This is a genomic window from Halobacteriovorax sp. GB3 (assembly GCF_028649655.1).
Classification (GTDB): domain Bacteria; phylum Bdellovibrionota; class Bacteriovoracia; order Bacteriovoracales; family Bacteriovoracaceae; genus BSW11-IV.
Window position 1 is genome coordinate 797,642 of sequence record NZ_JAQSLN010000003.1, and the last position, 19,587, is coordinate 817,228.

At 37.0% G+C, this 19,587-nt stretch carries 27 protein-coding genes; 18 read left to right on the forward strand and 9 right to left on the reverse strand.

All coding sequences use genetic code 11. The features are described 5' to 3' along the window. Window positions 1-13 precede the first annotated feature (13 nt). Together HBN50_RS10095 and HBN50_RS10100 are read left to right on the forward strand one after the other, a co-directional pair. A complete protein-coding gene (locus HBN50_RS10095) occupies window positions 14-511 on the forward strand; it encodes a DUF309 domain-containing protein (RefSeq protein WP_273869636.1) in 498 nt (165 codons plus the stop codon). Window positions 512-636: 125 nt separating this feature from the next. After that, window positions 637-1,500, forward strand: a complete 864-nt coding sequence (locus tag HBN50_RS10100; protein WP_273869638.1) for a substrate-binding periplasmic protein — start codon at window positions 637-639, stop codon at window positions 1,498-1,500. On the opposite strand, the gene HBN50_RS10105 is transcribed toward HBN50_RS10100, so the two are convergent. Beyond that, window positions 1,494-1,898, reverse strand: coding sequence for a group II truncated hemoglobin (locus HBN50_RS10105; protein WP_273869641.1), 405 nt, complete (start codon window positions 1,896-1,898; stop codon window positions 1,494-1,496). The two genes, HBN50_RS10100 and HBN50_RS10105, sit on opposite strands and share 7 nt — an antisense overlap. Window positions 1,899-1,996: 98 nt before the next feature. Here HBN50_RS10105 and HBN50_RS10110 point away from each other — a divergent pair, with 98 nt between their 5' ends. Beyond that, window positions 1,997-2,521 (forward strand): CBS domain-containing protein, encoded by a 525-nt coding sequence (locus HBN50_RS10110; RefSeq protein WP_273869644.1) that lies wholly within the window; start codon window positions 1,997-1,999, stop codon window positions 2,519-2,521. Between the two features lie 14 nt (window positions 2,522-2,535). Here the strand turns inward: HBN50_RS10110 and HBN50_RS10115 are convergent, their stop codons facing one another. Further along, window positions 2,536-2,823, reverse strand: a complete 288-nt coding sequence (locus HBN50_RS10115) for a hypothetical protein (protein ID WP_273869645.1) — start codon at window positions 2,821-2,823, stop codon at window positions 2,536-2,538. Window positions 2,824-3,086: 263 nt separating this feature from the next. On the opposite strand from HBN50_RS10115, the gene HBN50_RS10120 reads away from it, so the two are divergent. Both HBN50_RS10120 and HBN50_RS10125 read left to right on the forward strand, forming a co-directional pair. After that, window positions 3,087-3,392 carry a hypothetical protein gene (locus HBN50_RS10120; RefSeq protein WP_273869647.1) on the forward strand — a complete coding sequence of 102 codons (306 nt, stop codon included), beginning with the start codon at window positions 3,087-3,089 and terminating at the stop codon, window positions 3,390-3,392. A gap of 95 nt (window positions 3,393-3,487) precedes the next feature. Continuing rightward, complete coding sequence (locus HBN50_RS10125; RefSeq protein WP_273869648.1) at window positions 3,488-3,949, forward strand: hypothetical protein; 462 nt, start codon at window positions 3,488-3,490, stop codon at window positions 3,947-3,949. A gap of 51 nt (window positions 3,950-4,000) precedes the next feature. Here the strand turns inward: HBN50_RS10125 and HBN50_RS10130 are convergent, their stop codons facing one another. Further along, on the reverse strand, window positions 4,001-5,284 hold the full coding sequence (locus HBN50_RS10130) for a S8 family serine peptidase (RefSeq protein ID WP_273869650.1): 1,284 nt from the start codon (window positions 5,282-5,284) through the stop codon (window positions 4,001-4,003). A gap of 125 nt (window positions 5,285-5,409) precedes the next feature. Here HBN50_RS10130 and HBN50_RS10135 point away from each other — a divergent pair, with 125 nt between their 5' ends. Both HBN50_RS10135 and HBN50_RS10140 read left to right on the forward strand, forming a co-directional pair. Further along, a complete protein-coding gene (locus HBN50_RS10135; protein WP_273869652.1) occupies window positions 5,410-6,099 on the forward strand; it encodes a VC0807 family protein in 690 nt (229 codons plus the stop codon). Window positions 6,100-6,210: 111 nt separating this feature from the next. Next, on the forward strand, window positions 6,211-6,828 hold the full coding sequence (locus tag HBN50_RS10140; RefSeq protein WP_273869653.1) for a hypothetical protein: 618 nt from the start codon (window positions 6,211-6,213) through the stop codon (window positions 6,826-6,828). A 31-nt stretch (window positions 6,829-6,859) separates the two neighbouring features. Here the strand turns inward: HBN50_RS10140 and HBN50_RS10145 are convergent, their stop codons facing one another. Then, window positions 6,860-7,876 (reverse strand): 3-oxoacyl-ACP synthase III family protein, encoded by a 1,017-nt coding sequence (locus HBN50_RS10145; protein WP_273869654.1) that lies wholly within the window; start codon window positions 7,874-7,876, stop codon window positions 6,860-6,862. Between the two features lie 149 nt (window positions 7,877-8,025). Here HBN50_RS10145 and HBN50_RS10150 point away from each other — a divergent pair, with 149 nt between their 5' ends. Next, window positions 8,026-8,877: an endonuclease I family protein gene (locus HBN50_RS10150; protein WP_273869655.1), complete on the forward strand. Its 852-nt coding sequence runs from the start codon at window positions 8,026-8,028 to the stop codon at window positions 8,875-8,877. Then, complete coding sequence (locus HBN50_RS10155) at window positions 8,878-9,330, forward strand: hypothetical protein (protein WP_273869658.1); 453 nt, start codon at window positions 8,878-8,880, stop codon at window positions 9,328-9,330. 3 nt (window positions 9,331-9,333) lie between these two features. On the opposite strand, the gene HBN50_RS10160 is transcribed toward HBN50_RS10155, so the two are convergent. Then, window positions 9,334-9,492 (reverse strand): hypothetical protein, encoded by a 159-nt coding sequence (locus tag HBN50_RS10160; RefSeq protein ID WP_273869660.1) that lies wholly within the window; start codon window positions 9,490-9,492, stop codon window positions 9,334-9,336. A gap of 271 nt (window positions 9,493-9,763) precedes the next feature. Here HBN50_RS10160 and HBN50_RS10165 point away from each other — a divergent pair, with 271 nt between their 5' ends. The 7 genes from HBN50_RS10165 (at window position 9,764) to hemN (ending at window position 15,393) form a co-directional block, all read left to right on the forward strand. Next, window positions 9,764-10,336 carry a tRNA-uridine aminocarboxypropyltransferase gene (locus HBN50_RS10165; protein WP_273869663.1) on the forward strand — a complete coding sequence of 191 codons (573 nt, stop codon included), beginning with the start codon at window positions 9,764-9,766 and terminating at the stop codon, window positions 10,334-10,336. Window positions 10,337-10,548: 212 nt separating this feature from the next. Further along, entirely contained in the window at window positions 10,549-11,010 is a 462-nt protein-coding gene (locus tag HBN50_RS10170; RefSeq protein ID WP_273869666.1) for a hypothetical protein, read from the forward strand. 178 nt (window positions 11,011-11,188) lie between these two features. Next, complete coding sequence (locus tag HBN50_RS10175) at window positions 11,189-11,602, forward strand: hypothetical protein (RefSeq protein ID WP_273869668.1); 414 nt, start codon at window positions 11,189-11,191, stop codon at window positions 11,600-11,602. Between the two features lie 158 nt (window positions 11,603-11,760). Continuing rightward, the gene (locus tag HBN50_RS10180; RefSeq protein WP_273869671.1) at window positions 11,761-12,090 is read left to right on the forward strand and encodes a hypothetical protein; all 330 of its coding nucleotides are present in this window, start codon (window positions 11,761-11,763) and stop codon (window positions 12,088-12,090) included. A gap of 176 nt (window positions 12,091-12,266) precedes the next feature. Continuing rightward, window positions 12,267-12,659 (forward strand): hypothetical protein, encoded by a 393-nt coding sequence (locus tag HBN50_RS10185; RefSeq protein WP_273869672.1) that lies wholly within the window; start codon window positions 12,267-12,269, stop codon window positions 12,657-12,659. Window positions 12,660-13,304: 645 nt separating this feature from the next. Further along, window positions 13,305-14,015, forward strand: a complete 711-nt coding sequence (locus HBN50_RS10190; protein ID WP_273869674.1) for an arginyltransferase — start codon at window positions 13,305-13,307, stop codon at window positions 14,013-14,015. Between the two features lie 40 nt (window positions 14,016-14,055). Beyond that, window positions 14,056-15,393 carry an oxygen-independent coproporphyrinogen III oxidase gene (gene hemN, locus HBN50_RS10195; RefSeq protein ID WP_273869676.1) on the forward strand — a complete coding sequence of 446 codons (1,338 nt, stop codon included), beginning with the start codon at window positions 14,056-14,058 and terminating at the stop codon, window positions 15,391-15,393. Here the strand turns inward: hemN and HBN50_RS10200 are convergent. Continuing rightward, entirely contained in the window at window positions 15,390-15,851 is a 462-nt protein-coding gene (locus tag HBN50_RS10200) for a Kazal-type serine protease inhibitor family protein (RefSeq protein WP_273869678.1), read from the reverse strand. The two genes, hemN and HBN50_RS10200, sit on opposite strands and share 4 nt — an antisense overlap. Window positions 15,852-16,008: 157 nt before the next feature. Here HBN50_RS10200 and HBN50_RS10205 point away from each other — a divergent pair, with 157 nt between their 5' ends. Both HBN50_RS10205 and HBN50_RS10210 read left to right on the forward strand, forming a co-directional pair. Further along, window positions 16,009-16,944, forward strand: coding sequence for a LysR family transcriptional regulator (locus tag HBN50_RS10205; RefSeq protein WP_273869681.1), 936 nt, complete (start codon window positions 16,009-16,011; stop codon window positions 16,942-16,944). A gap of 8 nt (window positions 16,945-16,952) precedes the next feature. Continuing rightward, the gene (locus HBN50_RS10210; RefSeq protein WP_273869682.1) at window positions 16,953-17,855 is read left to right on the forward strand and encodes a cation diffusion facilitator family transporter; all 903 of its coding nucleotides are present in this window, start codon (window positions 16,953-16,955) and stop codon (window positions 17,853-17,855) included. On the opposite strand, the gene HBN50_RS10215 is transcribed toward HBN50_RS10210, so the two are convergent. From HBN50_RS10215 to HBN50_RS10225, 3 genes are all read right to left on the reverse strand, one after another. Continuing rightward, complete coding sequence (locus HBN50_RS10215) at window positions 17,845-18,444, reverse strand: alpha-ketoglutarate-dependent dioxygenase AlkB family protein (protein ID WP_273869683.1); 600 nt, start codon at window positions 18,442-18,444, stop codon at window positions 17,845-17,847. The genes HBN50_RS10210 and HBN50_RS10215 overlap by 11 nt on opposite strands. Window positions 18,445-18,484: 40 nt before the next feature. Next, window positions 18,485-18,742: a hypothetical protein gene (locus HBN50_RS10220; protein ID WP_273869685.1), complete on the reverse strand. Its 258-nt coding sequence runs from the start codon at window positions 18,740-18,742 to the stop codon at window positions 18,485-18,487. 105 nt (window positions 18,743-18,847) lie between these two features. Continuing rightward, window positions 18,848-19,585: an amino acid ABC transporter ATP-binding protein gene (locus HBN50_RS10225; RefSeq protein ID WP_273869687.1), complete on the reverse strand. Its 738-nt coding sequence runs from the start codon at window positions 19,583-19,585 to the stop codon at window positions 18,848-18,850. Window positions 19,586-19,587: the final 2 nt, after the last annotated feature.

A 19,587-nucleotide genomic window follows, 5' to 3' on the forward strand; every position in this document is an offset into this window, starting at 1 on the left:
TTAAAATCAATTCATGACAATACCTAGACTTTGCCCAGAACGACCATTTCCAAGCTACCGCTTTACTCCAAAGAAAAACCCACACCCTCTCAAAGAAGGTGGTCATAGTTTTGGTGAAGCAGAACCCGTCGCTAGCCCCATGGACTCATCAAGACCTTATGAAAGTGAATTTTTTCTCTATGCCCTCGATCTCTTTAATCACGGCTATTACTGGGAATCTCATGTCTATCTCGAGGCCCTTTGGAATGCTCACGAGCGCAAGGGTGATCTCGCCCATCTCTTTTTAGGGCTGATAAAATTGGCCGCAGCGGGTGTGAAGTGGCGCCTAGGCCATGATTCCCCGACCCTTGGTCATCTTAAAAGAGCAAAAGAGCATTTCGAAAATTTAAGTACTTACCAGATTGCAGGGCTTAGCAAACAAGAGCTCATTGAATTAGTTGATTCTATCAAAGTGCCACTTTTAGATGGTGAAATCGTCTATAATTTTACAATAACCCCACAGAATGACTAATGAGTCACAACAAGAATTCTTGTAATTATTCCGTTACTTCTAATCTATGTCATGAAATCTAAATTTATCCTTAATAAACGACCAATAGAAGGTCAATGAATTAAAAGGTTGCTATCATATACTTCATGAAGACAATCTTAATTTTATTTTTACTCTCACCATTTTTTAACCTTCAAAGAACTCTCGCTCAGCCAGAGAAGACAGAGCTTAATATGCTCGAGGAAGAGTTGATACAAAGAGAGCTACCAAATCAAAGAGTCATCAACGTTACTGGTCACCCAGATTACCCACCAGTGATTTGGTACAACAAGAAGTCAGAAAAAACTCAAGGGGTTTCAGTAGAGCTTTTAAAGCTCATCCTCGACCCTATTAAAGTACAAGTGAAAATGAAACACGTCTCTTCTTGGGGCCGCGCTCAAGAGGAAGTAAAAAACGGACGAGTTGACCTTCTTCTTCCTCCTTATATCTCTCCGGAGAGAAAGAAAATCTACGCCTTTACTAAAGAACCATTTCTCATGGATGACTCTGTTATCTTTGTAAAAAAGGGCTCAAAGTTCCCTTTCAAAAGTTATACAGACTTAGTTGAAAGAAAAGGTGTCATGATTATTAATGATAGCTTTGGTCATGAATTTGATAATTTCGCCAAGTCAAAACTCAATATTAGCTACCTTACAAAAACAGCACAGTGTTTTGAGTTTCTTCTTAAAGATCGTGCCGAATACTTTGTCGCAGGAAAGAATGCTGGAATAGTGACGGCCAATGAAATTGATGTCATCTCTAAAATTGATATTCTTGAAAACCCCGTCATATCAACGGGTATGTACATAGCCGTTTCAAAGAAGTCTCCATGGAATATCCAAGAGCTTCTTAGTTATATTGATTTAAAGATTGAACAATTCAAAAATGATGGGACGATTAAAAGAATTGAACTCAAGTATAGTAAGTCTTTTACTAAAGAGTACTCACTTTCATACTTTGATGTTCAGTGATTTCTCATGTGCTCAGCAAAGCGCTTGAATGACTCCCACAGGTAGCCATCAAACTCTTCATTGAGTTTTAAATCATCCATGGCCTTTCTCATACACAAAAGCCACTCATCGCGCTCAATCGTTGTTATTTTAAATGGCATATGACGCATTCTCATTCTTGGATGGCCATACTTTTCCATAAAAAGTTGAGGACCTCCGAACCAGCCAGAAAGAAACATCTTAAGTTTCATCTTTGCCCCTTCAAGGCTTTGACCGTGAAGATCACGACACCTCTTTGCCTCATCTAATGTGTCCATATAAAAGTAAAAACGTTCGACCAATTTATTAAGGCCCTTTTCTTCGCCAATCAGAAGATAGGGAGTCACCTGATCGGCACTTACTTTTTCAGGTCGCTTCAAGAGTTTTTTGATTTTATTTAAGACGTTCATATGAGGGCACACTAGCACAGAGAAGCTTTCTTGTGGACTCTTTTTAAAATGATCTTCATAATGAAACTATGTTTTATTTACTTATAAAGAATCAATTATCAAAGCATAAATTTAGTTATTTAGATGCCCTAGATCCCAGTTCTCGATTAGAGAAAACTCTCGCACATGGCCAAGAGAAAAAAGAGCGTCGAAAAAGTGATAACTTCAATCTCTATGCAATTAATCTCATGAGCACTCCTGCTCACTGTGTGCAAAAAGAAACCCCTCTTCCCGAAGTAAAAAAGCTTATGCGTGAAAAGGAAATACGCCACATCCCCGTTTTGGATTCAGCTCAATTGGTTGGTCTCATTTCTGATCGCGATCTTTTAAAACTCGACTCTAGTGGTACCTTTTCTTTTCTAAAGGCCAATGAAATTATGAGCGATCTACTTATTGCAACAGACGAGGAATCTTCTCTAGAAGAACTTGCCTGTGTGCTCGCAACAGAAAAAGTAAGCTGTCTTCCAGTTATCGACCAAGAGAAAAAAGTTGTAGGCATTATTAGTTATATCGATTTGCTGAGTGCTTTAAAGAAATACCGCCTCATTCCCTGAGGCGGTAATGTGAACTAGGCCATCATAGCTAGTTCATAGCTTGAAAAGTCAAAAATACTCTTTGTCAGAAGGTTTGAGTGAGTACAATCATGCTTTATAACATCAAGAGCGATCCTCCCCGTTTGCGTTGTGATAACTTCAATTCCTTTTAAACTAAAACTTAAATTGCCCCCTTCAAGTTTCTTATGTGATCCAAAGGCCAATGTATCCAACACTTCGCTTATCGTGACATTATTCTCACGTGCACTTTCAATACAATTTGCCGTAAATGTTACGCCAGCATCTAAGTGATATGAATTCATTGAAACTCCTTGGATTGAGTAATGTTGTTCGTTGAATGTCAGTATGAAGGATTTAAAAATAAAGTGTGTACTGTTTTACGAAAAATACACACTACTCCACACTTTCAAATAGTTAGTGTTGATATTAGTGTATTACCAAGGAATCTGCGTGGCTCAAATAGTGCAAATATATCGTTGCAGTCAACATATAAACATAGACTTAGCATTTTTCTAAAGATTTTATACACACTCTCGAAAAGATAGTGTGTAACAAAGGTTTTGCCATGAAAAAGAAAATGAAGCGTTGTAATGTCATTATCCCTGAAGACTACCATGAGGCCATCAGTAAAAGAGGTCTTAAATTAAGTGGTGTGATTCGTGAGGCCCTTGAAGATCAGCTCAATCCCAATACGATTACGCTTTCAGTAAGTGAAGAAGTTCACAGTATTTATATGGAGCTTTTTAACGATGCCCGTGCCGATGACAAGGACTTTGAACCCTATCTAAAAAGAGCGCTTAAAGAGTATGTGAACGATCTCCTAGAGCGTCAAAATGAAAAACTTTTAAAGTTAAAAAATAAACTTACATAGGCCAACATAACAGAGTCCTAACTTTACAAATTTTTTACTTTTCAGCTATAAGCTCCCAAACACAACACAACACAATACAGATATGGGAGAAACACATGAAATTACTAATTGCAGCACTTGTTGCTCTAAGCTCACAAGCATTTGCCGTTGAATTCAAAGCGACTTCAACTCTTTACACTCAATCAGAATACTCACTAGTAACAACACTCAACATTCAAATTCTTGGTGTTGATCCAGCACTAAAGCTAGCTGCTGTAGAAGTTAATGGAATACAAAAAGAAGTAAAACTAGAAGTACTTAAAACAGAAACTCGCGGAGTTGCTCTTTATACGGAGTACAAGGCCTATGTAAAAGAAGACCTCATCTCTAATGGTGCAAGCTGTGATGAGTTTGAAGAAGTTAACTACATCGTAGAATTTTCTTCACAAAAATCACCAATGAACTCTCTTCCAGCTCTTAACAACATCCTTAGCGTTAAAGCACAGAGCGTATATCTCTACGACATTTGTCACGACACTAAACCACAAGTTAATACAGTTTATTACGTAAAAAAATAAAAAAAGGCCATCCTAAGGGATGGCCTTCTTATTCGTCTTTGACGTTATTTCTTAAAGATCTTTTACAAGATTAAAAGCATCCACTCTTCCGTTTGACTCAGAGATTCCACGAAGCGAACCATTATCTACAGAAGTTCTAATAACTAAGTCTCTCGCTTGCGCCGGACTCATATTTGGAGCTTTTGTTCTTAGTAGTCCCATCATTCCTGCAACAAATGGAGTTGCCATCGATGTTCCACTCATTTTCTTATAACCACCATTTGGTACAGTTGAAAGAATATTTGAACCTGGAGCAAAAACATGAACTGTTTCTTGACCATAGTTAGAAAAACTTGAACGTTTTCCCTTCCCAGCATGTGAACCTACAGTGATAACGTTATCAACTTTATAATTTGCTGGATACGTTGGTCTAGCATCGTTGTCAGAGCGACTATTTCCTGCAGCAGCAACAAAGATAATTCCCTTTTCATTAGCTCTTTCAATAGACTCTTTTAAGGCCTGAGACTTCTCTCCTCCACCCCAAGAGTTACTTAGTACATGAGCCCCCATCTGAACAGCATAATCAATTGATTTAATCGCACCAATCGTCTCACCTGAACCACGAGCAGAAAGGAACTTAAGTCCCATTATGCGAACGTTGGCCATAACACCCATTACACCTTCACCATCGTGAGCAGCTCCAATAACACCTGCACAGTGAGTTCCGTGAGCATTATCATCCATTGGATCACCATCGTTATTTACAAAGTCATATCCATAAACATCATCAACGAATCCGTTTCCATCATCATCAACGCCTTCAATACCATTCAATTCTTTATCGTTAGTCCACATTTGTGTTCTAAGATCTTGGTGCGAGTGATCAACTCCTGTATCAATAACAGCAACGATGACTTCTCTAGAACCTTTTGTAATTTCCCATGCCTTCTCAGCATTGATATCTTCACCTTCTTTTCCAGATGAGAACCAACCACCAGAGTTACGCCCAGTATTCTTTAGACCCCATTGCTTATCAAAACTTGCATCTTTTACAGATTCAACAACATTTGAAACAGTCGTAGGGTTAATAGAGTAAATGTAATTTGGTTCTACATACTCTACTTCAGGATGGTTTCTAAGCTCTTCTAGAGCATTAGAAGCAACAAGACCAGCAAAGGGCCTTACCACTGCAAAGTGACCTGCGAGACCTTTATACTCATCAATCTTATCAAAGCTCATCGATTTCTGACTCATAAGTGAGCTTCCCTCTTTAAGCTTAACAATGTATCCGTTAAAATCGGCCGCGAATGCCGTTGTTGAAAGCGCTGCAGATAGCGCAAGAGTCATTAATTTCATACAATCTTCCTTGATCTATAAAAATTCCTTGAATCATTATGATTTATGAGGAGAATCAATATGGCAAATAAATGTAAGTTTTTGTAACAACAAGTATTTAAATAATAAAAAGGTCAATTAATTCAATGAGTGAAGTAAAAAAAGAAAAGAAAGAAAATGGTCTCGTTAATATTCTCATTAACGTCATCATCCCATCAGTTATTCTCACGAAGTTTAGTGGCGAAGAACATCTCGGACAGCAACTAGGTCTAGTTGTCGCACTTGCCTTTCCAATTGCCTACGGTGGTTATGATTTCATCCAAAAAAAGAAAGTGAACTTCTTCTCTGCCCTTGGTCTTATAAGTGTTCTTATGACAGGGGGAATTGGACTTCTCAATCTCAATAGACAATGGATGATCGCAAAAGAAACGGGAATTCCACTCATCATGGGCCTCGCTGTTATTGGTTCACAGTTTACAAAAGTTCCTCTCGTTAGAACTTTCATGGGTCAGATTCTCGATCTTGAAAAAATTGACTCGGCCTTTAAAGAAAAAGGTCACGAAGATGAATTCGAAAAAAATCTTATCAAGGCTTCCTATTATCTCGCAGGAACCTTCTTTGTCTCGGCCATTCTCAACTATGTTCTCGCGGTTCGAGTTCTCGTTGGTGAACCAGGGACGAGCGAATTCAATGAGTCCCTTGGAACAATGACGGCCCTTAGCTTCCCTGTTATAGCCGTTCCCACAACAATAATGGTTGGAATCATTCTATTTAAACTTTTAAACTCAATTAAGTCAGTTGCTGGTTTAGAATTTGAAGAAGTGATTAAGCAATAATCCTTTCTGTCCAAAATGGCGGCATTTTTTGCCGCCAAAACCTTAGGCCCAACTTTAGCCCTTCTTTCTTTGTTAAAATGACGATGAGGGTATTTAACAAGGAAGGTTTCAATGTCTCTTTTAAAAAGAATTCCAAATCCGATCGTTAAGCGAAAAGAAGAAGTCTACAAGCAGACTATTCTTGCCCGATATTTTCATGACCTAGAAGGTGAACCAGACTTCCCTCTCAATCTCGCCCTTATAAGTTATGAAAAACTACAGGAAACAACTGGCTCACAAGAAGAGCTATTTCGCTACATGGCCGAAGATTGTATTTTTACATCACTCTATGCAACGTTCTACGAAGAGCTCTTTGCCGTCATTCAGCAAAATCCAGAATACGCACTTCCTCTTGTTGAGAAATTTTCTTCACAACAAGAAGAAAGAGAGCAAATCATTGCTGAGCAAGCTGAGCTTCATATGAATTTCATTGAATCAAAAGGACTCTGTCCAGGATGTGCTTGCTGCGATAATCACGCAGATGTTGCAGACCTTATCACTTATTACCAACGTGGAGATATCGACTTCTTTACGACTCTCTACATTGGAATGCAGACGATTCAATTTTCGATGGAACATATTCTCTATGATGTTATTCCAAGTAACCCATCGATGACAGACGAGCTAACAAAGCACAACGTTTTACAATTGAGACAATATATTTTTGATTATGTAGAAGAAAGAATATAAAAAAAGGGGCATCAAACGATGCCCTTTTTTATTAGTAACGATAGATTGATGATCCCCAAGTAAATCCAGAACCAAAGGCCGCAGATGCAACAAGCATCCCTCTTTTTAAGGCACCGGCCTTAACAGCATCTCTCATTCCAAGAGGAATTGTTGCTGCCGTAGTATTTCCATATTTTTGAATTGTATTAAAAACTTTCTCTTCAGGAATTCCAAGAATCTCAGCAACCTTAGAATTAATTCGTAAGTTCGCTTGGTGAAAAAGAAAGAGATCAATATCAGAAAGCTCTACACCTACTTCTTTACAAGAGTTCAAAAGTGTTTCCGCCATTCTCTTTGTCGCATGAACAAAAACAGTTTTACCATTCATAGAAGCATAGTGCGCTCCCTCAGCAAGCATTTGCTCATTGATACGACTATCAACAGGAAAACCAGTTCCTGGAGCAGGAAGCCAAAGCTCTTTAGCATATTTCCCATCTGCGTGAAGATGACTAACAAGAATATGACCATCCTTACTTGGATCTTTTACCTCTGTTCTTTGAAGAATAACAGCACCAGCACCATCTCCAAAAAGAACAGAAACACCTCTTCCATTTGGAGTTTTATCAAGTCCTTTGGAATGAATCTCAGCTCCAATAACAAGAATATTTTTATAAGTTCCACATCTTAAATATTGATCGGCCATACTCATGGCATAAATAAAACCAGAACACTGCTGACGAATATCAAAAGCTGGAATATTACTAAGTCCAAGTTTCGCTTGTAAAAAACAGCCCGCACCTGGAAAGTCGTGATCAGGACTGAGTGTTGCAAAAACAATCATATCAATTTCAGACTTATCAATCCCCGCATCCGCTAGTGCCTCTTCTGTTGCTTTAAGAGCGAGATCACTTGTCGATTGCTCTTTAGAAACCCAATGACGTTGTTCAATACCAGTGCGTTGAACAATCCATTCATCAGATGTATCTAGCATTTTTTCAAGATCAGTATTCTTGAAAACATTTTCAGGAACATACCCACCAACACCGGCAATGCGACTTTTGTAATTCATATAAGTTTCCTTTCATTAAATGATATTTCCTCTTATTTTAGCGCACAAAAAGTTTTTCGACAAAGGAAGATAAGAAGAGGGAAGAATTTATTGGCCAAACAAGATTTTCATGTTACGATTTTAATATATTCCACGGAAGGAAAATTATCATGTCTAGGCCTAGGCTTTTTACTTTTACTCTCATGTTATTGCCACTACTCAGTGCCAATGCAAAGTTGAATCAACACAATTACTATCCACAAAAATTAATTAAGGTCACAGAACAAGAAACGATCAATAAAGGCGAGCTAAAAGAGCACCTTTATAACGTTCTTAGTAAAGTTCACATGAAAACCAGTGGAGAGGATAAAATTGTTGAGCAATGCCCTCTAGAAGAAAGTTGTTACTCTCAGTTGAAAACACTTAGTTATAGAGAGGCCCGACAAATTCTTTTTGGACAGTTACATCTTGAACAAACAAATCAGGGTCCAATCGTTCGCGACGTTTATTGTAACAATGATTACAATTCATCACATGGTGTTGGGAAAAATCAAATACCGAATCACAAATTTATAAACTGTGAACACACCTGGCCACAGAGTAAATTCAATTCAAGAATGGATAAGAATCTCCAAAAGACCGATCTTCACCACCTCTACCCTGTCATGTCGAGGGCCAACTCAACTCGTTCCAATAAAATCTTTGGAGAAATCTCCAATGGAACTGTGGTAAACTCTCAGTGTAAGGACTCACGTAAAGGGACGATCGATGGAACGAGAATCAGCGGATACGAACCACCTATAGAACATCGTGGAAATGTCGCTCGCGCTCTGTTTTACTTTTCTGTTCGTTACAAAACAACAATCACTGATGTAGAAGAAGAGTTTCTAAGAAAGTGGCACAAAGAAGATCCTGTTGATGAAGCTGAGAGAATTCGTAACCAGAGAATTTATGAGATCCAGCGAAATAGAAATCCCTTTATTGATGATCCCCAATTAGTTAATCAAATCAAAGATTTTTAAATGAAGTATTTAATTCCTTTTATCGCAATCTTTATCGTTGGCTGTGCCACAACGACTCCTAAGAAATATCGCAAATTAACCCCGCAAAAACGTCTTAGTGCCGAAGAGCGTAGAAAACAAGCTGTTTTAAATTACTATAAAAAGCTTAGGGCCAATGCCATGAAGCGCGGTCAATATATCAATAAATCTAAGAAGCGCTATAGCTACATTCCAAAAAGAAAAATGCAAAGAAAGCCCTCAAGGCCTGCTATTCAATTTGTTGATAAGAAATCGCAGAAAGTTGAAATTGAGCAAAACATGATTTTCTTTTGCATGGAAAAGAGAAAATCAAATCGCTTTGATCAAAACAACAGTTGTGAATCGTATGCTAAGAATATTTTTGATGACTGTTCTATTCGGTATGCTGATGGAGATCCCAGACTCACACGTTGTGTAAAGTCTGGGTTAAGATAGAAATTAATTAATTGTTTTGGCTTCTTTCTTTGTTTCTTCAGGTTGAATGGCTAGCTCGATTGCTGCTTCCTCTACTGAAGGATCTTTCTTAGGAAGTCTTGCTCCCATGAGAAGAGACTCTGATTCGATTTCCTCTAGTCTCAATCTTTCTTTTAAACTCATACTAAATCCTCCTTATTTTCTGTTCTCTTCATGGCCTTCTGCCATAAGGTTTGGCGGTCTAAAGCATCGTCGCTTCTTCCAGTTTTCGTCTCACAAATGACCTGCTTATTTTCGACTAAACCAAACTAATTTAAAATACCACTAAGCCTCACGGATTGTCAATTTACGGGGCTTTTCTGCCTATTTTAAGTACTCGAAATTATTAATTTTTTCTAAAGATTCCTTTGTAAATTTATTGTCAAATTTTATAAGTCGTTATAATCTCTGGCCCATGCAAAGCAACAAACGTACTCTATGTCCAAAATGTGAAAGGCCCGATCGCGTCTGCCTTTGTGAATTTGTTAAACCATTTGAAACTAAAATTCATTTTCTTATTCTGCGTCATAAAACTGAAGTCAAACATGCTTTCAATACCGCAAAGCTTTGCGCACTGAGTATCTCAAACCTTCTGATCGAAGACGGTGAAGACTTCTCACACAATGAAACTCTCCTTGCCTTTTTAAAGCACAAACCTCTTTTGGTTTATCCAGGCAAGGACACAATGGATCTTTCCGCTCTAACGCCTCTAAAATCGCCCACAAAGCACTTTATTTTAATTGATGGAACTTGGTCTAAGGCCAATAAAATCTATCTTACAAACAAAATTTTGCACGCTCTTCCTAAGCTCTTAATTGATACTAAAAGTGAGAGTGACTACCTGATTCGAAAGTCGAATAAAGAAGGTGGGATCTCTACTCTCGAATGTGTTTCAGAAATTGGAAAAGCTCTTGATTGCGAAGTTGATTACTCCACTTTAGATGAATTATTTCTGGGGATGGTCTCTTTGCAAAAGAGTTTTCATTAAGCTTTCCAAAGACTGTCCAGATTTTTTTAAAGTGACCCCCATAAAATTAATTCACAGTTCTCTAAATTTCTTTTTTTTATGAACTCCGTGTTGTACTTACTGTTTTGTGAAAAAAAATGTGAATACTTTTTCTGTAAATGACTTTCCAAAAAACAAAGAAACCACTGATTAAGTATGAGTTTTATTTATTACTAAAACGAACAGGAGATAAAATGAAACTTTTTATTTGTGTACTTTTGTTACCATTTACTGCTTTAGCCACGGATTCACTTAAGACTTGGAATGGAAAATTTGAAAGTCATGTCGAGGGCCTTGATCCATCAGGACTTAGATCAGGAATATTACATGGAAAGGTTAGCATAAATAGAACTGGAAACCATATTGACCTCGAGGACTGCTTAAACCATGGGGTAACAACTCCTTATCGTCATTGCAGCACTGTTTCACTCATCAGTTCTGGAAGTGAACTTTATATTAGAGATGAAAATAACAACGCTGCATTACTGGTTGGAACAATTACAGATTCAGAGTTCTCTTATAAAAGTTTACGTCTTGGAATTCGCGGTAGTGTTAAATACTTAGAGAATGGAAATTTATCTGTTTTTATCCAAGATGGCCTTGGTGACTCTAGCTTTAATTACACTAGAGAGTCTATGGAACTTATACTTGAGTAGTTTAATATCTGCCTGAAAGTCAATTTATTACAGATAACAATTCGCTAGGTTTTGATCGGAGCTTAACGAAACAGGGCCAGCACTTAAAAAATTATATTTTAAAACTGGGCGAGAATGACAACTTTTTCGCTCAAACATAAAGACAAAGAAATTATTAACAAAGTGAATGGAGGATTTTATGAAAAAAGTACTTTTTGGAATTATGATGATCGGTGCAACTCTTTCTTATGGATCAAGTACACAAGATTATTTATGTGGTGGGGATTCCGACTATCCAGTAGTAATTACCGTCACTGATGAAGGCATTACGAATTATAAAGATCAATTTAATGAAACAGAATGTAGCAATATGGCCTCTGATGCAGAGATTGCCTCTCAACAGCAAGCAATTAGAAATCAACTTATCAATCCACCTTCAGAAACAGTTAGGGCCGAACTCGAAATGTATCTAGAGATACTTTTAAATAAACCAATGGCCTGTAAGGAAAAAGATCCGCCTTCTATTGCTTCATTTAATCCAGCAACAAAAATGTTAACAGAGCTTAATATGAAGTATCAGAGATTTGAGCAACTGAAGTGCATCAAGCACTAGAGAATCGAACTAAGTCTGGGCTAAAAGGCTCAGACTTAAAATATAAAAAGAAAAATTGTTCGAGGAAGCTAGCTTTTTGAATGATGAACTAAAAACCGAAAAATTTATTAACAAAATATGATTTTAAATCATTACTTAAAAATACAAGGAGCCCTCATATGAAAAACTTGCTAATTGTACTTACACTTCTATCGACAACTATTTCTTTTGCTTCAGCGGAGTTAAGCAAGACAGATATTAATGATAATCTTCTTCTTGATGCTGCATGCAAGTTTGAATGTTCTTTAGGATCATTTTCAGGAAAAACTGGTTCTTATTTTCAAAAGAGAGATGTTCAATATAGAGACTTTAGAGGACTGACTTTAAAGGAAATCGAATCAAAAAAAGACTTAGCTTGCAGTAGACTTATTGAGCAAGCAGATGAAGAAGGCAGGTTTACTTTATCGAGAGATGAAGAAAGAATGACATGTAAGTATTTTAAACACTAGCTTTCGATTAAGTCTCTGTTTAGAAAGACAGGGACCTTAAACAAAATCCACTTCGATCACGAAAGATCGTCTTTAAAATCATGGCATGATGAACATTTAACTTAGTAACAAAGAAGTTATAAACACGGTTTAAAAATAAACTATTAGATAATTGACCAAAGATCGAGGATAAGAAAATGAAAAGAATTGTTTTAGGATTAACTATATTTTTATCTTTAATTATTTCAGGGACGGCTAGTGCTCAGACCATAAGTAGCCAATTTAAAGCAGAAAATCCTGCACATGCTGTGACGTGGGCACTTCTTACTTGGGCATCCTCAGATAAAAGAGGGCTAGATTTTGAGCTTACTGAAAATATGAAAGTTAACGAGTTTATTAATATTAATGAGGAAAACAGTGAATTAAAGGCTGAGTGGTTCACAAATATGCTTGGGCTAGTAAGACCCGTAAAAAGATTCGTTGATTCTGATGAAGCCCTGGCGAACTGGATTGAAGTAAACCATATTCATGGAACAGTTAAGGAATTAGCTTTTGAAGTTCAAAGACTCTATGAGATCACTAAGGACTAAAGTTAAATATCTAGTAAGCTTTAAAAATACTTAGACGATATAAGAGGCCCTATTTTTAGGGCCTCTTTCATTTTAGGTGAAATCTGATTTTGGATTTGAAATTTATGATGACGGAGGGGGATTGGTTTCCTTCGTGGTCGTGACTGCGTTGTTCGGCGTCATTTGCCTTTGGTGGTTGGATTGATTCTATTTTTGTTTTTTTGATTCTTATGGGGGGGCGACACGTACGCTGTCACTCCCTTCGTGGTCGTGACTGCGTTGTTCGGCGTCATTTGCCTTCGTGGCAAATGACGCCTCCAAAAAAAAAGGGAAACCTTGCGGTTCCCCTTCGGTGACGGAGTCAGTATTGATTCCTCAATACTTCGGAGAGATAAAAAGCTGCCATCTTTTTACCTTGCTTATAGAATAATGAATTATTCTTCACAATCAACCCCCTCAAGATAAAGATTTCTTGTTCTTAAAGAGCAAAACTCAAGAGTCAGTAAGATAAACAACTGGAATTATTATAAAAAGAGACTATTTAATTGGACCAAATATCTCTAAAAAAATATTTTAATAACCAAATAATTGGCGGAAAATTCAGCCTAGTTTTTTTTGCATTCAGTCTAAAAGCTAATTCTTTTCAAAATTGATATAATTAGATCCATGAGAGTATTGCAAGAGCCCCAAATTTCAAAAGAAGAGCCCTGTCCCTATCTGGACAATAGGGCCTCAAAACAGCAATTCTTTTTTGCTTTGGATGTTAAAAAAGAAGAGTTTGAATTCTTGCTTGAAAAAGGATGGAGAAAATTTGGTCTCTTCTATTTCAAACCAGAGTGCGACAATTGCAGAAAGTGCATTCCCTTGAGAGTTTTAGTTGATCAATTTCAAATAAAAAAATCTCATCGTCGAATTTTAAAGAAAAATAGCGATCTCACTATTAAAATTAGACCTTTAAAATATAGAGATGAAATCTATGATCTCTATGTTAAGCATTCTAAGGAGCGTTTTGTCGATACTCCCTATGCTAGTAAAGAGTTTTTCATTGATACCCATTTCATTTCTTCAACAGCATCAAATATGATGGAGTATTGGCTCGATGACAAATTGATTGCCTGTGGCTTTCTCGACTACTCACATATCTCATTAAGTAGTGTCTATTTTATCTACGATCCTGATTTTAAAAAGCGCTCTCTTGGAATATTTGGTGTTCTAAAAGAATTAGAGTTAGCATCAGAGCAACAACTCAAATACTACTACCTTGGCTATTGGATCAAAGAAAACTCATTCATGAACTATAAATCTCAATTTCATCCCTTCGAAATTTTTGATTGGAAAAGTGGTATCTGGAAGGAAATAGGAAAAGAACTGATCTAAGTCATGTTTAATTGAGCACTCAATAGGCATACTTTTTTTCATGAATAATCTGATAAAAAAATACGATATCAAAGGCCCTCGCTATACGAGCTATCCACCCGTCCCGTTTTGGAATGGAGCTCCTAATGAGCAGACATGGCTCTCACACATTGAAAGAAGCTATGATGAAAATGAGGGGATAGATCTCTACATTCACATCCCCTATTGCGAAAAACTCTGCTACTACTGTGGTTGCAACAGAACGATTTCTAAAAATAAAAAATTATCGACAATTTACACTGAAATGATTCTCGATGAATGGTCACTCTATAAAAGAAAACTTTCAATCGATTTAAAAATTAGATCGATTCACTTTGGTGGTGGAACTCCTACCTTTCTCTCCCCTTTAGACTTTGAAAATCTCTTAGGAGAGCTGAGTGAATTCTTTACGACTGACTTCAAAGGTTCAATTGAAATTGATCCAAGAACTTGCAAAGAAGAACATCTTCAAGTTTTAAAGAAGTATTCTATCAACAGAATATCAATGGGGATTCAAGACTTTGACCCTCAAGTGCAAAAGATCATAAACCGCGAACAAAGTTTTGAACTTGTCGAGAAGCTCGTTTGTCAAATGAGAGATTGTGGTTTCGAATCTATTAACTTTGATCTCATCTATGGACTCCCGGGGCAAACGACTCAAACAATTTCAGACACGATAGATCAAGTCATCAAGCTCGATCCCGATATGATTGCATTTTATAGCTATGCCCATCTGCCAGAGAGAATTAAAAACCAAAAACTTCTTCCTAATGATTTGATCCCTTTCGGTGACAAGAAAAGAGAGCTCTATGAGATAGGTAAAGAAAAGCTTATCAACTCATCAATGGAAGAAATTGGGCTCGACCACTTTGCAAAGAAAAGTAACTATCTTTGCAAAGTGAAACGAGAGGGAAAACTTTTAAGAAACTTCATGGGCTATACAGATAAGAAATCATCAGTTCTCTTAGGATTAGGTGTCACAAGTATCTCAAATACACCATTTAGCTTTGCTCAGAATGAAAAAGAGATAAAGGAATACAAGCACGCCTTAGAAGAAGGTGTTCTCCCTCTTTTTCATGGGCATATTCAAAGTCAATACGATCAGCTTATTGAACGCATTATTCAAGACATTATGTGCAACGAAAAAGCAAACTTTGAAGAGATTTCAGAGTATCCACATATTGATAAAGTCTTATTTGAGCTAGATCAAATGCAAAAAGACGGCCTTCTGTTATTAGAAACAATGGCCAAAAAAATAAAAGTCCTCCCTAGAGGAAGGACTTTTCTAAGAAATATTGCAATGTGTTTTGATTCTTATCTGAGAGAGAGAAAAGAAAATAATTTTTCGAGAACGATTTAGAGATCTGCCCCACACTCACCAGCGTGAACAAAGAGAGCTTTTGCAGCATAAAGGTCACAGCTATTTGAGTAAGTCACATTTCTTGGCATTGATTTTCCACAAGAAAATTCATCTTCACAAATTTCATTCAATGGTTGACCACAAACAGGAGCATAAATTTCAGGACAAACTTGAACTTCTTCTGTTTGGTCAAACCAGTTTTCACACTTTTTAACATCTGTAAGTTCGAATTCACCTTCGCTATTTCTAGCAATTTCATACTCACCATTTTCGCAGTTCATTCTTTCAATATATTCATTAGCAAGCTTAATTGTTTCTTCATTATCAGTAACTATCATCTTTTGAATTTTTCCACGAAGCCTTAAATCATCAAGAAGGTTTCCTCTAACACTGATAACTTCACCGGCGCGAGCTTGAGTAAAAAGAATTGTTGCTGCTAAAACGATCATTGCTTTCATAAATATGTCCTTACTTAAAAGTTGGTTTGTTTTTTGTTGAGGTGGGTTTTAGCGAATTTATTTAATTAGTAAAAATTATAATAATTAATCATTTAGTATAAATATTTATTATACTAAGGAAGATCTAGAAACAAGATAGCCCTAAGGTACTGATATTATGTTAATTGACCAAGTATCACTTCAAACATTGCGCATCTTTGAGACCGTTTACAGAGAAAAAACGATGTCCAAAGCAGCAATTTATCTCAATATGACTCAACCAGGGGTCTCTCAGCACATTCAATCTCTTGAAGAGAGCCTTGGAAAAAAACTTTTTGATCGTCTCGGTCGAAAGTTAGTTCCAACACCCAATGCAAAAGAGCTCTACTCAAGTATCAGGGAAACACTCTTTACTCTGGAAGAAACTCTTCAGCAGGCAAAGGGTGATCGCGATGAGCTCAAAGGAAAAATTACCTTTGGCCTTCCCATAGAATTTGGGAATAATATCATCCTTCCTCTCATGGCCAAGTGGTCTAAAAACAATCCACGGGTTCAATTTGAAATCCACTACGGACACGCTAAACAGATGAACGACCTACTCGAAGATGGGCGACTCGATTTTGCGATTGTCGATAGCTATTCATTTAGCGGAAGAATCAAAACTGTAAATTTATCAAAAGAACATCTTGTTCTTTGTAGCTCACATGAATATATCAGTGAAAAGAAACTACCTCAGAAAATGAAATTTAAAAATTATCACGATTTAGATTTTCTTGATTACGTTGAAGGCGCTCCACTTTTGAAACAATGGTTCACTCACCATTACAAAGGACGTATTCCCAATCTTAACATGAAAGCACAACTGATGGATGTTCAAGGTATCTCGCAAATGATCTCTAAGGGTCTTGGCCTTGGCATTCTCCCCATGCACATTGTGAATCGCTTAGAAAAACAAGGGAAGAAATTTGCCATCTTTGAAGGCTCTACCTCCCCTTTATATAATGAAATTAACCTCGCAACTCTCTCTATGAAAAGCCAAAGTTATACAACTAGCGATTTTATCAATTATCTTTTAGAATCAATGATTGAAAGGGAAATAAGAATGAACGAATAGGAATCATTATGGGAAATGATCATGGACACAATCACAACCATCATGCACATAGTGGTTCTAAAAATATTCTCATCGCTTTTCTTTTAAATTTTACCTTTGCCATCGTCGAATTTATTGGTGGACTTTATACTAACTCCATGGCCATTCTCTCAGACTCGCTTCATGACTTTGGAGATAGTATGGCGCTACTTCTTAGTTACTTTATGGAAAAGTATTCTAAGAAAGACCCTGATGCTAAATACACTTTTGGCTACAAACGCTTTTCCGTTTTGTCGGCGATGATTAACGGACTTATTCTCTTCTTGGGTTCACTCTTTGTTATAAAAGAAGCGTTTGAAAGAGTCTTTAACCCCTCCGAGATTCATCAAGAGGGAATGCTCATTCTGGCCATTTTAGGTATTGTAGTGAATTCAATCGCAGCATGGAGACTCTCAAAAGATGAAGGCCTCAATCAGAAGATGGTTATGCTTCACTTACTCGAGGATATACTAGGTTGGGTTGCCGTTTTCATTGTTAGTATTGTGCTCTTTTTTAAACCATGGTTCGTTTTAGATAGTATTCTTTCAATTCTTATCTCCATTCTCATTCTAAAAAATGTTTATAAGAATTTATTGGAAACGTTTAAAATTCTCCTTCAAAAATTTCCAAATGATTTAGAACTGGATTCAATGGAAAAAGAAATAAAATCTCTAAGAGATGTCATCGATATTCATTGTATTCAAGGATGGTCACTTGATTCATCTAGCTTCGCTCTCAACTTGCATGTTGTTGCTAAAGATCAATCGACAATCAAAGAAATTGATTCTATTAAAAGAGATATCAAAGAGATTTTAAAGAAATACGATGTTGAACAAAGCTCAATTGAGTTTGAATCACAAAGCTATCATTGTGATCACTCCCTTAAGAAATAACCTTTCTAAAAGTTAGATTTATACGGGGGCCGACAGCTTTTTGCGTTTTATTCAATTGATGCTTCCAATGATGCTGAAGAGATCCAAGCATAAGAAGTAGACTTTTATCTTCTAATTCAATTTCAACTTTCTCAATTCCCTTATTCGTTTTGTGCTTAAGAACAAATTTTCGAGTATCACCTAAAGAAACAGATGCGATAACAGGGTTTCTACCAAGTTCAGGTTCATCATCACTATGCCAAGAAGCGTAGTCTCTTCCTGTTCGATAGAGATTGCAAAGACAGCCATTGAAATGATGGCCCGTTTTCTGCTCAACGAGAGATTTAATTTCAAGAAGTGATTTTGTCCACGGTTTTGGACTTAAAGGAATATTAGAATAACCGTATTCAACTCCCTCGTCTCCATACCAGGCCTGAAGCCTTGGGACATCGTGAGTCTTCCCATAAAGAGTAATTTGATCTTGGCGCCACTCAATTTGTGAATTCAATAAATCGAAGTAATCATCTTCTAAAAAATGGGGATAATAGCGAACTTCACCATCGCGATCTAGAACAATCTTGTAGTCTTCGCTAAGAAATAAATCAATCATAGAAGCGAAATACCACAGAGATGAGGTTTCTTTAAGCTATTTATTTGTAAGTATCAAGAATGGACGGTCCTTTCTTTTGAACCATCTTTGATGCTTTCTGCTGTAGAAGTTTTAATTCCCTATCAGAGATCTTTTTAAGCTTCTTACGGGCCAATTCAGCTTGCTCGGAAGTGATTAGGCCTTGTTTATGCATCATATTGACCATCTCAAGCACATCGCCCTTTTTCACTTGGTCACTATTTGCCATGGTGGAAAACGAAATAAAAAGAAAACTTAATAATATAAACAAAATCTTCATAACAAACTCCAGCTTTCTAAACAATTATCACTGACAATTGTCATAAATTGAAGACTAGAACTATTTTCGAGGACTTGCTTTATTGTAAATAAATTTTAGTGCCAACTAATCAAGGATCTGTGACAAGAATTCACGAGTTCTCTCATGCTTAGGGTCACCAAAGAAACTCTCAGGCTCACTCTCCTCTAGAATTTCTCCACCGTCCATAAAGATGACTCTATCGGCAACAAGCTTTGCAAAACCCATCTCGTGAGTTACACACAGCATAGTCATTCCCTCTTTGGCCAAATCAACCATAACATCGAGAACCTCTTTAACCATCTCCGGATCAAGTGCTGATGTGGGCTCATCAAAGAGCATTATTTTTGGCTGCATACAAAGAGATCTCGCAATGGCCACGCGTTGTTTTTGACCCCCCGAAAGTTGCCCAGGGTACTTGTGAGCTTGGTCTGCGATTTTTACTCTCTCGAGATACTTCATGGCGATTGCTGCGGCTTCTTTCTTAGGAGTTTTTTTAACAAAGCGAGGAGCTAAAGTTAAATTTTCCAAAATCGTAAGATGGGGAAAGAGATTGAAATGTTGAAATACCATTCCTACTTCTTTTCTAATCCCTTCAATATTTTTTAGGTTTTCAGTTAACTCAATATTATCAATTTCAATCTTTCCCTGCTGGTGTTCTTCAAGACGATTTAAGCAACGAATTAAAGTCGACTTTCCAGAACCAGATGGACCACAAATAACAATTCGTTCGCCTTTTTTAACATCCAGATTAATGTTTTTTAAGACATGAAAATCGTCATACCATTTATTAAGCTCACTAACGCGAATGATTGAATCAGCCATTC

Coding starts and splice junctions, on each gene's coding strand:
- HBN50_RS10140 (WP_273869653.1), top strand. CDS start 6,211: ATGTCTCTTTTAAAAAGAATTCCAAATCCGATCGTTAAGCGAAAAGAA.
- HBN50_RS10145 (WP_273869654.1), bottom strand. CDS start 7,876: ATGAATTACAAAAGTCGCATTGCCGGTGTTGGTGGGTATGTTCCTGAA.
- HBN50_RS10095 (WP_273869636.1), top strand. CDS start 14: ATGACAATACCTAGACTTTGCCCAGAACGACCATTTCCAAGCTACCGC.
- HBN50_RS10160 (WP_273869660.1), bottom strand. CDS start 9,492: ATGAGTTTAAAAGAAAGATTGAGACTAGAGGAAATCGAATCAGAGTCT.
- HBN50_RS10185 (WP_273869672.1), top strand. CDS start 12,267: ATGAAAAGAATTGTTTTAGGATTAACTATATTTTTATCTTTAATTATT.
- HBN50_RS10175 (WP_273869668.1), top strand. CDS start 11,189: ATGAAAAAAGTACTTTTTGGAATTATGATGATCGGTGCAACTCTTTCT.
- HBN50_RS10100 (WP_273869638.1), top strand. CDS start 637: ATGAAGACAATCTTAATTTTATTTTTACTCTCACCATTTTTTAACCTT.
- HBN50_RS10225 (WP_273869687.1), bottom strand. CDS start 19,585: ATGGCTGATTCAATCATTCGCGTTAGTGAGCTTAATAAATGGTATGAC.
- HBN50_RS10200 (WP_273869678.1), bottom strand. CDS start 15,851: ATGAAAGCAATGATCGTTTTAGCAGCAACAATTCTTTTTACTCAAGCT.
- HBN50_RS10110 (WP_273869644.1), top strand. CDS start 1,997: ATGTTTTATTTACTTATAAAGAATCAATTATCAAAGCATAAATTTAGT.
- HBN50_RS10165 (WP_273869663.1), top strand. CDS start 9,764: ATGCAAAGCAACAAACGTACTCTATGTCCAAAATGTGAAAGGCCCGAT.
- HBN50_RS10135 (WP_273869652.1), top strand. CDS start 5,410: ATGAGTGAAGTAAAAAAAGAAAAGAAAGAAAATGGTCTCGTTAATATT.
- hemN (WP_273869676.1), top strand. CDS start 14,056: ATGAATAATCTGATAAAAAAATACGATATCAAAGGCCCTCGCTATACG.
- HBN50_RS10170 (WP_273869666.1), top strand. CDS start 10,549: ATGAAACTTTTTATTTGTGTACTTTTGTTACCATTTACTGCTTTAGCC.
- HBN50_RS10190 (WP_273869674.1), top strand. CDS start 13,305: ATGAGAGTATTGCAAGAGCCCCAAATTTCAAAAGAAGAGCCCTGTCCC.
- HBN50_RS10210 (WP_273869682.1), top strand. CDS start 16,953: ATGGGAAATGATCATGGACACAATCACAACCATCATGCACATAGTGGT.
- HBN50_RS10180 (WP_273869671.1), top strand. CDS start 11,761: ATGAAAAACTTGCTAATTGTACTTACACTTCTATCGACAACTATTTCT.
- HBN50_RS10205 (WP_273869681.1), top strand. CDS start 16,009: ATGTTAATTGACCAAGTATCACTTCAAACATTGCGCATCTTTGAGACC.
- HBN50_RS10130 (WP_273869650.1), bottom strand. CDS start 5,284: ATGAAATTAATGACTCTTGCGCTATCTGCAGCGCTTTCAACAACGGCA.
- HBN50_RS10215 (WP_273869683.1), bottom strand. CDS start 18,444: ATGATTGATTTATTTCTTAGCGAAGACTACAAGATTGTTCTAGATCGC.
- HBN50_RS10155 (WP_273869658.1), top strand. CDS start 8,878: ATGAAGTATTTAATTCCTTTTATCGCAATCTTTATCGTTGGCTGTGCC.
- HBN50_RS10125 (WP_273869648.1), top strand. CDS start 3,488: ATGAAATTACTAATTGCAGCACTTGTTGCTCTAAGCTCACAAGCATTT.
- HBN50_RS10115 (WP_273869645.1), bottom strand. CDS start 2,823: ATGAATTCATATCACTTAGATGCTGGCGTAACATTTACGGCAAATTGT.
- HBN50_RS10220 (WP_273869685.1), bottom strand. CDS start 18,742: ATGAAGATTTTGTTTATATTATTAAGTTTTCTTTTTATTTCGTTTTCC.
- HBN50_RS10150 (WP_273869655.1), top strand. CDS start 8,026: ATGTCTAGGCCTAGGCTTTTTACTTTTACTCTCATGTTATTGCCACTA.
- HBN50_RS10120 (WP_273869647.1), top strand. CDS start 3,087: ATGAAAAAGAAAATGAAGCGTTGTAATGTCATTATCCCTGAAGACTAC.